Here is a 12,108-nt window from a genome sequence, read left to right as displayed (position 1 = left end):
CGTCCCACCCGCAACAGGACCTTCGCCATGCCCGTCGAGCATGACCTCAGTCTTGATTTCCCCGAGTTCCATTCACAGGCCCAGGCGCGGATCAAAGTCGATCCCGCCTTCGATCGTCTGGTCGCCGAGTACCGGCGGCTGGACGCCCACATCCTCGCCCTGGAGGCGCTGGACGATCCCGACCAGGACGACGAACTCAACCGTCGGCGGCGCGAGCGCGTGCTGCTGAAGGACCGCATCGCCCGCGCCTTGCAGGAAGGCTGACCGCCATGGCCGGCCGCAAGGACCCAGCACTGGCCAAGCGGGCGACCGAAGCCGGCCCCGCCGAGGTGATGCGCTATCCCAACCGCTTCCCGGAAACCGAGCACGAGCGTGTCTCCCATCGCGAGATCGGTCGCCGCCTGGCCGCGCTGCTGGGCGTGCCCTTCGCCGGCGACTGCCTCCCCGGGCAGCCGGGGCCCGGCCGGTGCTACTACGTGCCGACCGACAGCCTGATCGGCCTGGAAGAGGCGGCGCGCCTGGGCATCCGCGACGAGCGCGACCTGTTCGGCGGCGTGGTGCCGATGCCCTTCATGGCCACCAAGGCCATCACCCATCCGCTGGTGGAAGCCTCGGCGGCCGCCCCACGGGGATGGTCGGCGGCCTTCGCCGAGCGCGTGCGGACATCGGTCCTGGCCGGCTTCAGCGCCTTCGCCCCGGGCGATGCCGAGGTCGCCGCCCAGCGGCTGTTGGCGCGCGGCCCCGTGCGGCTCAAACCGGTCCGCGCCACGGCCGGGCGTGGGCAACTGCTGATCAGGGATGCCGCTCAACTGGAGGGGGCGCTGGCGGGCCTCGACGCCGACGAGCTGGCCGAATACGGCGTGGTGCTGGAGGAGCACCTCGAACAGGTGGTCACCTACAGCGTCGGCCAGGTGCGGGTCGGTGGCCGGGTGGCGAGCTATTGCGGCACCCAGAGCCTGACCCTGGATAACCAGGGCGAGACGGTCTACGGCGGTTCGGAGCTGATCGTGGCGCGGGGCGACTACGCCGCCGTGCTGGCCTTGGGCTTGCCTGAACCCGCTCAGCGGGCGGTGACCCAGGCGCAGGTCTACGATGCCGCCGCGGATGCCTGTCTGGACGGCTTCTTCGCCTCGCGGCGCAACTACGACGTCGCCCAGGGCTACGACGCCGAGGGGCGTTTCCGCTCCGGCGTGCTGGAGCAATCCTGGCGGATCGGCGGCGCGAGCGGCGCGGAAGTGGCTGCCCTGGAAGCCTTCGCCGCCGACCCCCGGGTCGCGGCGGTACGCGCCAGTACCCTGGAGCGTTTCGGCGCCGAGACCCCGGCACCGGGGTCCGCCGCCGTGCTCTACCGCGGCGAGGACCCCTCGATCGGTTTCATCGGCAAATATGTAGTAGTGGAGGCTTATGAAAACCCGCAGTGAAATCTTCGACGTGCAGATCGCCGTGGACGAGGAGCGCATCGACGGCACCGTGCTCACGCCCGAATCGAAGGTGCCCGGCGTGCTCTTCGTCCACGGCTGGGGCGGCAGCCAGCAGCGCGACCTGGTGCGCGCCAAGGGCATCGCCGGGCTCGGCTGCATCTGCCTGACCTTCGACCTGCGCGGACACGAACGGACCCTGGCGGAACAGGCCAGCGTCACCCGAGAGGACAACCTGCGCGACATCCTCGCCGCCTACGATCGACTGGCCGCGCACCCGTCCATCGACCCCTCGGCCATCGCCGTGGTGGGCACCAGCTACGGCGGCTACCTGTCGGCGATCCTGACCACCCTGCGGCCGGTGAAATGGCTGGCATTGCGGGTGCCCGCGCTCTACCGCGACAGCGACTGGGACGCGCCCAAGCTGGCCCTCGACCGCGCCGACCTGAACCGTTATCGGCGCACCCACATCCAGGCCGGCGACAACCGCGCCTTGGCCGCCTGTGCCGACTTCCGCGGGGATGTGCTGATCGTCGAGTCCGAGCACGACGACTTCGTTCCGCACCCGACCATCATGAGCTACCGCGCGGCCTTCCAGAGCGTGCACTCCCTGACCCACCGCATCGTCGACGGCGCCGACCACGGTCTCAGCGACGAAGTCTCGCAGCAGGCCTACACCTCGATCTTAGTGCGCTGGATCACCGAAATGGTGATCGGCTCGCGGATCGGGGCCCACTGAGCTTCGGCCAGGGTCGAAACCCGCGGACGAACCGCCCCGACCCGCCGCCAATCCCGGCGCACGCCAAGGGGGCCTTCGCGCGAACCTTCTGAGATTGATCATCGTCTTTAAAGGCCTGCGCCCTATGACGTGGCGGATGAGGGGCACCCCTCTACAGGACCGGTACGGGGGCACCCTTCGACGCGATAGCGGCCATGGACGCCATATCCGCATATTGAAGGCCGCGCATTTTTCTGTGGACGCGCGTCATGACGCAAGCAATTCGTGAGGGGATCGAATTCGAGTGGGCGGCTGTATCCAGCATCGCGCTGTGCGATGGTGCGGAGCCTTTACGCCGGCCAGGGTGGATAAATCCTGGGCGGGGGCCGAGGCCCATGAATGGCGCGTCGTAGCGCAAAGAGAGGAGGGGACTTCCCAGGTTGGCGAAGTGGCGCTTCAAGAGGTGGCTGCCCGGACGGCAGAAGAAGGCACGCGTCGTCGACCCCGGGCTGCCGATTCGACGACAGGACCTCCCGCTGGGTGAGGGTGCCTCATCCGGGATTGACGTTCGATTTCGACTCTTCGAGGGGCCGGAGGGGGGTGAAGCGCGATCCCTGGCGGGGCTGCGGGACTCGGCGGTACGGAACCTCGCTCGTCAGCGGTACCTGCCGGGAGAATGCCTTCCCGTTCCACTGGAAACCGGAACCCGAGGAGCGGGCCGTGTGGTCGAGCGTTCCGGCGCCGGGTGAGCCTTGAAAGCGCGCCTCCGGACGGGCAGGGCTCGCCCCTGAGCCGACCTTCGAACTCCCCGTGGACAGTCCAGCGCGTCGGCTGGATTGCCCGGGTTCCACGTGAAACCCCCATGGTTGGGGCGTTTCAGCGGTCCATCCACTTGCCTTTGCTCTGTTTCTCGCAGAATGGCTTGAGGTAGTGGGCGTCGCTCGCCACGCCGTAGTAATGGATATCCTGCTGGTAGGGCGTGCTGCCGACCCGGGCATTGCGGCAGACGCCGAAGGAGCCGGCCGGGCATTGTTCGGCGTAGCTGACGTCGACTTTCTGGCCTTTCAGCTGCGGCTGGCAGAAGCCGTCGTGGAACATCTGTTTGGGGATGTTCACGTTCTGCTGGCAGATCTTCACGTCCACTTGATCGCCCTGGCTGTGCACCACGCAGGCCTCGGCGAAGGCCTGGGACGAAAGGCCGAACAGCACAGGCAGTAACCACACACGCATCGTTGGCGCTCCTCGAGGATTTCGCGGCGACTCTAGCATGCCGCTTTCCAGGGCGGCCACGAGGCGGCACCATGGGGCATGCTCACCGCGATCCCCACCCATCTGATCGCCGGCTCCCTGGGTGCCGGCAAGACCAGCCTGATCCGCCACCTGCTCATGCAGCGGCCGGCCGACGAGCGCTGGGCGGTACTGATCAACGAGTTCGGCCGGATCGGCCTGGACGCGGCCCTGCTGACCCGCGACGACGCGGGCGTCGAGCTGGCGGAAATCGCCGGCGGCTGCCTCTGCTGCGTGAGCGGCGCGCCCTTCCAGGTCGGCCTGGCCCGACTGCTGCGCAAGGCGCGACCCCAGCGCCTGCTGATCGAACCCTCGGGCCTCGGCCATCCCGCCGAATTGCGGCGGCACCTGCGCGAGCCGCCCTGGGTCGGGGTGCTGGCGCTGCAACCGGGCGTGCTGGTGCTGGACGCCGCGGCCCTGGCTGATGGGCAAGCCCTGCCCGATGCCCAACGAGCCGCCCTCGATCAGGCCGGTCTGGTGCTGCTGAACAAGTCCGAAGGGCTCGATGACGCGACCCGGGCACGGCTGGCCGCGCGCCTGCCGGACAGCCCGCTCTACTGGACCGAGCAGGGTCGGCTGCCCCTGGCGCGGCTTCCCGGTAGCGGTGTGCGGGCCGGTGCAGCGTCCGACGGACTCGCGCTGCCCCCGGCGGCGGCGCCGTTGCCGCTGCTCTGGAGCGATCCCGAACAGCCGCTGTGCCAGGTACAGGACAGCGCCGAGGGCTGGAGCATCGGCTGGCGCTGGCATCCTTCCCAGGCGTTCGAGCGGGACGCCGTGGCCCGCTGGCTGGCGGGGCTGGCCTGGCGGCGCGCCAAGGCGGTGCTGCGCGACGGGTCCGCCTGGTGGTCGGCGAATGCCCTGGACGGCGCGGCACTGGCGTGGCGCCCCAGCGAATGGCGCAAGGACTCGCGGCTGGAGCTGATCTTTCCCCGCGCCCAGTCGGCTACGACCTTGTCCCGCGATTTCGCCGCCTGCCGCCTTCAGCCGGGTGCCTCTCCCTCGTCGCGGTAACGCGCCACCGCTTCCGCCAGCCGGGCGGCGAAATTCCCCCTGCCTGCGTTGCGCCGGGCCCGTCTGTCACCGTTCCAACACGTCAGCGAGAGGCGGCCTCGGTTCGGTGCTCGCTGCCATTCTTCGAGCCGCCGTGGCCTGTACGACGTGGAGGCAGGATGCGCGCGAGGGGCATGCGGCGAACAGACGGTCGCCGCCTCAAGGCGTGTCAGGCGGGGTAAGCGAAAGAAACCGCACGAGTGCCTGGAGAGGCGCCGTCACCAGATGTCGGCCAGGGTAATACAGGTAGAAGCCGGCAAAGGCGGGCGTCCAATCCGACAACACCTGCACCAGGGAACCGTCGTCGATATGTGCCTGCACCTGATGGGCGAACACATAGGCGATGCCTGCGCCGTCCACAGCCACGCGGGTGAGCATCTCGGGATCGTTGACCAGCAAAGGACCGCTGACCGCGACTTCCAGGGCCTTGCCCGCTTTTTCGAATTCCCACCGGTACAGGCTGCCGTCGGTGGGGCGTCGATAGGCGAGGCAGCGGTGCCCATGCAGGTCTTCGGGTACCCGGGGCGTTCCAACGCGTTGCAGGTAGCTGGGGGCCGCGACCACCTTCATTTCCAGCGGGCCGCCTATCCGGATGGCAACCATGTCTTGCTCCAGGCGTTCACCCAGGCGGATACCGGCATCGAAGCCTTGGCCGACGATGTCCACCAGGCGATCGTCGGTGACGACCTCGAGTTCGATGCCGGGATAGGCCTGAAGAAAAGGTCCGATGAGCGGAGCGAGGTGATGGATGGCGGCGTCGCGCGTGCTATTGATCCGCAAGCGACCGGCGACCACCCCCGGGTAGGCGCGGGCCTGATCCATCGCTGCATCCAGCGCCGTCAACGCCGGCGCCACCTGCTCCAGCAGACGGGTGCCCTTTTCGGTCAGGGCGATGCTCCGCGTCGTGCGGTTCAGCAGCCGGGTACCCAGGCGCTCCTCCAGCAGTTTGAGCGTCTGACTGAGTGCGGAAGCGGACATCCCCAGATGAGCCGCGGCGCGCCTGAAGCTTCCCTGTTCGACGATCGCGACGAATGCCTTCAGCTCCACGTATCCACTGCCGCGCATTATGCATTCCTGGCTTAACGACCCGTTCGGATAATAGCGGATTAACGTTGCAATGGGCCCCTGTCATGCTGTCCGCGACCCCTGGATATGAGGTGACGCATGGGACGATTCAGCGCGAAGACCGTACTCATCACGGGCGGTACGAGTGGCATGGGTCTGGCGGGCGCGCGGCGCATCGTCGATGAGGGCGGACGGGTCATCGTGACCGGGCGCGACAGGTCGCGCCTCGATCGTGCGCGGGAGGCGCTCGGGCGAGCGGCGGTCGTCCTGCATTGCGACTCCGGCAACCCCGACAGCGCTGGCGTCCTGGCAGCCGAGATCCGGAAGCGAGGAGGGCTCGACGGGCTATGGCTCAACGCGGGGTTGGCGCGGATAGGGCCTGTCGAGGCTTTGACGGCCGAGGGTTTCGACGCGCTGATGGCGGTTAACGTCCGAGGGCCCGCCCTGCAACTGGCCGCGCTTTCCCCACTGTTGAATCCGGGGGCATCGGTTGTCGTGACCTCTTCTTCGTCCGCCTACGAGTCGGCACCCCTGGTCAGCGTCTACGCGGCCACGAAAGGCGCGCTGTTGTCGATGGCCCGCTGTTGGGCGGCGAGCATGGCACCACGCCGGATCCGAGTGAACTCGATCGTCCCCGGGCCCATAGAGACGTCCTTCAGGGATTTCCTGGATGCCGACGTCAGGCAGCGGTTCGAGCACGGCGTCGTCGAGCAGGTCCCTTTAGGGCGGGCGGGCACCGCCGACGAGGCCGCGGCGGTCGCGCTCTTCCTGCTATCGGCAGACGCGACCTATGTCACGGGCAGCCAGTACGCAGTGGATGGTGGGCTTTTGATGCGCTAGGGCGGACGCGGGACGCGCAACGGGCGGCGGGAAGGGCCTGGCGGGGGTCGAGTTTCATCAGGCGAGCTGCCGAAGCGGGAGGCGGCTGACCCGGCGCTGGGGGCCTGGAGCACGGCGGGTCGGACCGCTAAAAAGGTCCCGGCTCGCGCCGGGACCGGAGCCAGGACGGCTCAGTCGTGGTCGATCGCGATCAGTCGTGGTTCATGTGGGTGTGGGTGCGGGTATCCGGCATCAGCACGTAGACCAGCAGCGAACAGGCGATGCAGGCGGTGACGTACCAGTAGAAGCCGCTTTCCAGGCCGACGCTCTTGAACCACAGGGCGATGTATTCGGCGGTGCCGCCGAAGACGGAGACGGTCAGCGCATAGGGCAGGCCGACGCCGAGGGCGCGGATCTCGGTGGGGAACAGCTCGGCCTTCACCACCGCATTGATCGAGGTGTAGCCGCTGACGATGATCAGCGCCGCCATGATCAGGAAGAACGCGCCCCAGAGGGTCTGCACTGTGTGCAGCGTGCTGAGGATCGGCACGGTGAAGAGGGTGCCGAGCACACCGAAGGCGATCAGGATCGGGCGCCGGCCGATCTTGTCGGAGAGCGCGCCCACCAGGGGTTGCAGGAGCATGAACAGGAACAGGGTGGCCGCCGACACCATCGTCGAGTCGTTCTTGCTCATGCCGACGGTGTTCACCAGGTATTTCTGCATGTAGGTGGTGTAGGTGTAGAAGGCCAGGGTGCCGCCCATGGTCAGGCCGACCACGGTGAGCACCGCCTTGGGATGGCGGGCGAGGGTGCGCAGCAGGCTCTCCTTCGGCGCGGTCTTGTGCTTCTTGGTGAAGGACTCGGTTTCATCCATGTTGCGCCGCAGGAACAGGGCGATGACCGCGCACAGCGCGCCGATCAGGAAGGGCACGCGCCAGCCCCAGCTTTCCAGTTGCTCGTTATCCAGGGTCTGTTGCAGCACGATGAGCACCGCCAGGGCGATGAGCTGCCCGGAGATCAGGGTCACGTACTGGAAGCTGGAATAGAAGCCGCGGCTCTCCCGGGTGGCCATCTCCGACAGGTAGGTGGCCGAGGTGCCGTATTCGCCGCCGACCGACAGGCCTTGCAGCAGCCGCGCCAGCACCAGCAGGATCGGCGCGGCCACGCCGATGGTGGCGTAGCCCGGAGTCAGGGCGATGATCAGCGAGCCGAAACACATCAATAGCACCGAGGCCAGCAGCGCCGCCTTGCGGCCCTTGCGGTCGGCATAGACGCCCATCAGCCAGCCGCCGATCGGCCGCATCAGGAACCCCACGGCGAAGATCGCGGCGGTGTTGAGCAATTGCGCGGTCTGGTCGCCCTGGGGGAAGAAGGCCTTGGCGAAGTACAGCGAGAAGGCGGCGTAGACGTACCAGTCGTACCACTCCACCAGGTTGCCCACCGAACCGCTGAAGATCGACTTGATCCGTTGCGCGGTGGTGCGCGGAGCGACGGGCGCGGACAGGCTGCTTGTAGATTCCATCGGAATTCCTTGGGTCATTGTTGTTGTGGACGGCTGTCACCGTAGGCTCCGGGGGTGATAGCAGGAGGCGTGCCACGGCGCGAAAAGCCCGTCCCAGAGCGGCTCGACCTGGAAAACGCGAGCTATATGAGCGGAAACCCGCTCATCGCCGCTGGCGGATGAGCGGGATTCCGCCGATGTGGCGCGAGGAAAGGGGAGCCCGGGCACGGAAGGACAGGCGCCCAAAGGCAGCGGGGACGGTCGCGTCAGTCCTCGTCGGGCAGGAAGGCGCCGCGCGCCAGGCCATGGCGCTGCATTTTCTCGTTGAGGGTGCGGCGCGGCAGTTGCAGCAAGGCCATCACCGCCTTGATGTCGCCCTGGCAGCGCGCCAGGGCCTGGCGCAGGCATTGCGCCTCGTAGGCTTCTAGCCGTTCGGCGAGCCCCGGCTCGGCCTGGGGCGGTTCGACCGGCAGCGGCGCCTGCAGGCCGAGCACCTGGCGCTCGGCGGCGTTGGCCAGCTCGCGCACGTTGCCCGGCCAGTCGTGACCGAGCAGGCGCGCCAGCTCCGCCGGGCCGAGCGGCGGGACCTCGCGGCCCAGGCGTTCGGCCGCGGCGCGGGCGAACTGGTCGAACAGCAGCGGAATGTCCTCGCGGCGCTCGCGCAGCGGCGGCAGGTTCAGTTCGGCGACGTTGAGGCGGTACAGCAGGTCCTCGCGGAAGCGCCCGGCGCGGACCTCCTGGCGCAAATCCGGCTTGGTCGCGGCGACCACCCGCAGGTCGACCGCGATGCTGCGGTTGGAACCCAGGCGTTCCAGGCGCTGTTCCTGTAACACCCGCAGCAGCTTGACCTGCTGCGCCAGGGGCATGCTCTCGATCTCGTCGAGGAACAGGGTGCCGCCGTCGGCGTGTTCGATGCGGCCGATGCGCTTGCCCTGGGCGCCGGTGAAGGCGCCGCTCTCGTGGCCGAACAGCTCGCTCTCGAACAGGTGCTCGGGAATCGCCGCGCAATTGAGCGCGACGAAGGGCCGCCCGGCCCGCGGGCCGAAGTCGTGCAGGCAGCGGGCGACCCGCTCCTTGCCGCTGCCGGTCTCGCCGCGCAGCAACACGTTGACCGGGGTCTGGGCCAGGTCGAGCACCTGCCGGCGCAGCGTTTCCATCGCGTGGGAGAACCCCAGCAGGCGCGCGTCCAGGCGCTCCTTGTCCTCGGCGTGGCGGCGCAGGCGGCGGTTCTCCTGCACCAGCCGGCGCTTCTCCAGAGCGCGGCGCAGGCTGTCGAGCAGGCGTTCCGGGCTGAAGGGCTTCTCGATGAAGTCGTAGGCGCCCAGGCGCATGGCCTCCACCGCCTGGGGCACGTCGCCGTGGCCGGTGATCAGCAGCAGCGGCAGTTCGCGGTCCAGCGCCTGCAGGCGTTCCAGCAGTTGCAGGCCGTCGAGGCCGGGCATGCGCAGGTCGCTGATCAGCACCCCGGGGAACTCGGCGTCGAGTTCGGCCAGGCAGGCCTCGGCGCTGGCGTACAGGCGCACGGCGAAGCCGGACAGGCTCAACCATTCGTGGATGGCGTCGCGGATCGACGCGTCGTCGTCCACCACGATCACGGACGGGGTCATCGCGAATCCTCCTGGGCGGCGGGCAGGCGCAGGGCGAACACCGCGCCTGCCGCCTGGTTGGCGGCCTCCAGGCGACCGCCGAGTTCATGAACGATGGCATAGGATACCGCCAGGCCGAGGCCCAACCCTTCGCCCACCGGCTTGGTGGTGAAGAAGGGGTCGAACACCCGTGGCAGGTCCGCCGCGGCGATGCCGCCGCCGTTGTCGGCCACCCGCAGCAGCCAGTCGTCGCCGTCGCGGCACAGGTCGATGCGGATGCGCGGCTCGGCTTGCCCGGCGCAGGCGTCGAGCGCGTTGCGCAGCAGGTTGACCAGTACCTGTTCAAGGCGGATCGCATCGCCGGCGACCCAGGCCGGCGGGCTCGGCGCGCGGACGATCTGAACCGTCTCGTTGCGCAGGCGCGGCGCCAGCAGTTGCAGCGCCTGCTCCACCACGCGGCCCAGCTCCAGGCGCTCGCGCAGGCCATCGGGGCTCTGCCGGGCGTAAGTCTTCAGGTGCCCGGTGAGGGCGCTCATGCGTTGCAGCAGGCCCTCCAGGCGCGGCAGGGCACGTTGCGCCTGCTCCAACTGGCCCGCATCGAGCAGCAGGCGCAGGCTGCCCAGGTGCATCTGCAAGGCGGTCAGCGGTTGGTTGATCTCGTGGGCGAGGGCGGCGGACATCTGCCCCAGGGCCGCCAGCTTGGCCGCCTGCACCAGGCCTTCCTGGGCAGTGCGCAGGGCCTGGGTGCGGCGTTCCACCAAGCGTTCCAGTTCCTCCCGGCGGCGTTGCCGCAGGTGTCCCAGGCGCCAGCGCTGGTGCAGGAACAGGCCGAGGAAGGCCAGCGCCAGCCAGGCGCCGCCGGCGGCCAGGCTGGCGCTGCGTACCAGGCCGCCGCTGTCCTGCGGGTTGCGCAGCAGGTGCAGGGTCCAGCCTTCGGTGGTCAGCGGCAGGGATTGCCAGAGGTAGTCGGCGCCCCCGTCCGGGCCCTCGACCCGCGCCAGCCGGCTATGGGCGTCGAACGCTTGGCGGGTGCGGTGGGCCAGTGGCGCCAGGGGTTGCCGGTCGTACTGGCGGGTCGCGGCCAGCTCGGCGCGTCCCGCCGCGTCCACCGGCTGCAACTCGCGGTAGCGCCAGCCGGGGCGATTGGCGATGAACACCACGCCCTTGGCATCGCTGACCAGCAGCAGGTCCGGGCGCTGGCTCCATTCCCGCTCCAGCCCGGGGAATTCCAGCTTCACCACCATGGCGCCGAGGAACCCGCCCTGGGCGTCGCGCACCGCGTGGGAGAGGAAATAGCCGGGGATGCCGCTGGTCACGCCCACCGCGTAGAAGCGCCCGGTGCCCTGGGTGCGGGTTTCCTGGAAATACGGGCGGAAGCCGTAGTTGTGGCCGACGTAGCTGGTCGGCAGGCGCCAGTTGCTGGCCGCCACCGCCAGGCCGTCGCGGTCCAGCAGTTCCAGGGTGGAGGACTGCGCGGCGGCGTTGATCCGTTCCAATTTCAGGTTCAAGCGCTGCTGCGTCGCGGCGTCCACCGGGCCGGCCAGGGCCGCGCTCAGTTCCGGGTCCAGCGCCAGCACCGCGGGCAGCGCGCGGTAGCGTTCGATCAGGGTGCCGAGGGCTTCGGCGTAGAGCGCGAGCTGTTCCCGGCCCTGGGCGCTTTCGTCGCGCAGCACCCGCCGCTCGGCGTAGCGGCCGGCGAAATGCATCGCCAGCAGCAGGCCGGCGAGCAGCGACAGAATCGACAGGACGATACGCAGGGTACGCGGTTGCACGGTCGGGCCAGGCGTAGGGGAAAGCCGCGACGATAGCACGGGGATGCGGCATCGCCGGGAGATGCAGCGCAGCGACGGCCGGCGCGGGTATGCTAGGCGACATGGACACTCCCGAGCAGCCGCAATACCTGCGGATCAAGACGCACATCCTCGCCGCCATCCGCGCCGGCGAGCTGCGCCCGGGCGATCGCATCCCGGCGGAAACCAGCCTCGCCGGCCAGTTCGGGGTAAGCCGGATGACGGTGAACCGGGCGATCCGCGAACTGGCCGATGCCGGCGTGGTGCAGCGTTTCGTCGGCGACGGCACCTACATCGCCGAGCCCCGCGCCGAGTCGCCGCTCACCGAGATCCGCAACATCGCCGACGAGATCCGCAGCCGCGGCCATGCCTACAGCGCGCGGGTGATCGCCCTGGCCCAGGTGATCGCCGACCAGGACGTCGCCCAGGGGCTCGGCGTGCGCCTCGGCGAGCCGGCGTTCCACAGCCTGATCGTGCATTGCGAGAACGAGGTCCCGGTGCAGTTGGAGGAGCGCCACGTCAACCCGGCGCTGTGCCCGGACTACCTGGCGCAGGACTACCTGAGCATCACCCCCAACCAGTACCTCAGCCGCACCTGCCCGCTGACCGACGTCGAGCACCTGCTCAGCGCGCGCCTGCCCGGCCCGCGCGAGCAGAGCCTGTTGGGCATCGCCGCCGACGATCCCTGCCTGCTGCTGCTGCGCCGCACCTGGTCCGGCGGGCGTCTGGTCAGCGTCGCCCGGCTCTGGCACCCCGGCAGCCGCTATGCGCTGCGCTCGCACATCCACCTGCCGGAACCCGGCGACGCCGACCAGAGCGTGTGAGCCGCGCGCCGCGGCATAGACCTGGGTCAATGCGCGGCCGGCGGGCCTGA

Annotated in this window: 11 protein-coding genes; 6 read left to right on the top strand and 5 right to left on the bottom strand. The window is 69.2% G+C overall.

Annotation, left to right across the window (positions count from 1 at the left end):
• Positions 1 to 27: 27 nt before the first annotated feature.
• The 3 genes from OGL92_RS10750 to OGL92_RS10740 are packed head-to-tail and all read left to right on the top strand — an operon-like array spanning position 28 to position 2,157.
• Positions 28 to 264, top strand: a complete 237-nt coding sequence (locus OGL92_RS10750) for a DUF465 domain-containing protein (protein WP_263143598.1) — start codon at positions 28 to 30, stop codon at positions 262 to 264.
• A gap of 5 nt (positions 265 to 269) precedes the next feature.
• Positions 270 to 1,421: a DUF3182 family protein gene (locus tag OGL92_RS10745; protein ID WP_263143597.1), complete on the top strand. Its 1,152-nt coding sequence runs from the start codon at positions 270 to 272 to the stop codon at positions 1,419 to 1,421.
• Entirely contained in the window at positions 1,405 to 2,157 is a 753-nt protein-coding gene (locus OGL92_RS10740) for an alpha/beta fold hydrolase (RefSeq protein ID WP_263143596.1), read from the top strand. The genes OGL92_RS10745 and OGL92_RS10740 overlap by 17 nt, the downstream gene beginning before the upstream one ends.
• Before the next feature lie 855 nt (positions 2,158 to 3,012).
• Here OGL92_RS10740 and OGL92_RS10735 read toward each other — a convergent pair.
• Entirely contained in the window at positions 3,013 to 3,366 is a 354-nt protein-coding gene (locus OGL92_RS10735) for an NADH:ubiquinone oxidoreductase (RefSeq protein WP_263143595.1), read from the bottom strand.
• A 78-nt stretch (positions 3,367 to 3,444) separates the two neighbouring features.
• On the opposite strand from OGL92_RS10735, the gene OGL92_RS10730 reads away from it, so the two are divergent.
• Positions 3,445 to 4,434, top strand: coding sequence for a GTP-binding protein (locus OGL92_RS10730; protein WP_263143594.1), 990 nt, complete (start codon positions 3,445 to 3,447; stop codon positions 4,432 to 4,434).
• A 198-nt stretch (positions 4,435 to 4,632) separates the two neighbouring features.
• Here the strand turns inward: OGL92_RS10730 and OGL92_RS10725 are convergent, their stop codons facing one another.
• Positions 4,633 to 5,538, bottom strand: a complete 906-nt coding sequence (locus OGL92_RS10725) for a LysR family transcriptional regulator (protein WP_263143593.1) — start codon at positions 5,536 to 5,538, stop codon at positions 4,633 to 4,635.
• 99 nt (positions 5,539 to 5,637) lie between these two features.
• Here OGL92_RS10725 and OGL92_RS10720 point away from each other — a divergent pair, with 99 nt between their 5' ends.
• Positions 5,638 to 6,378, top strand: a complete 741-nt coding sequence (locus tag OGL92_RS10720) for an SDR family oxidoreductase (protein WP_263143592.1) — start codon at positions 5,638 to 5,640, stop codon at positions 6,376 to 6,378.
• Between the two features lie 190 nt (positions 6,379 to 6,568).
• On the opposite strand, the gene OGL92_RS10715 is transcribed toward OGL92_RS10720, so the two are convergent.
• The 3 genes from OGL92_RS10715 to OGL92_RS10705 form a co-directional block, all read right to left on the bottom strand.
• On the bottom strand, positions 6,569 to 7,879 hold the full coding sequence (locus OGL92_RS10715; RefSeq protein ID WP_263143590.1) for an MFS transporter: 1,311 nt from the start codon (positions 7,877 to 7,879) through the stop codon (positions 6,569 to 6,571).
• Between the two features lie 245 nt (positions 7,880 to 8,124).
• Positions 8,125 to 9,465, bottom strand: a complete 1,341-nt coding sequence (locus tag OGL92_RS10710) for a sigma-54 dependent transcriptional regulator (protein ID WP_263143588.1) — start codon at positions 9,463 to 9,465, stop codon at positions 8,125 to 8,127.
• Positions 9,462 to 11,150, bottom strand: coding sequence for an ATP-binding protein (locus tag OGL92_RS10705; RefSeq protein ID WP_263143735.1), 1,689 nt, complete (start codon positions 11,148 to 11,150; stop codon positions 9,462 to 9,464). Before OGL92_RS10705 ends, OGL92_RS10710 begins: the two co-directional genes overlap by 4 nt.
• A 167-nt stretch (positions 11,151 to 11,317) precedes the next feature.
• Here OGL92_RS10705 and hutC point away from each other — a divergent pair, with 167 nt between their 5' ends.
• Positions 11,318 to 12,058 carry a histidine utilization repressor gene (gene hutC, locus OGL92_RS10700; protein ID WP_263143586.1) on the top strand — a complete coding sequence of 247 codons (741 nt, stop codon included), beginning with the start codon at positions 11,318 to 11,320 and terminating at the stop codon, positions 12,056 to 12,058.
• Positions 12,059 to 12,108 lie beyond the last annotated feature (50 nt).

It is taken from the genome of Pseudomonas sp. RIT-PI-AD (assembly GCF_025642785.1).
Taxonomy (GTDB): domain Bacteria; phylum Pseudomonadota; class Gammaproteobacteria; order Pseudomonadales; family Pseudomonadaceae; genus Pseudomonas_T.
This window is presented reverse-complemented; position numbering and strand designations above follow the sequence as displayed.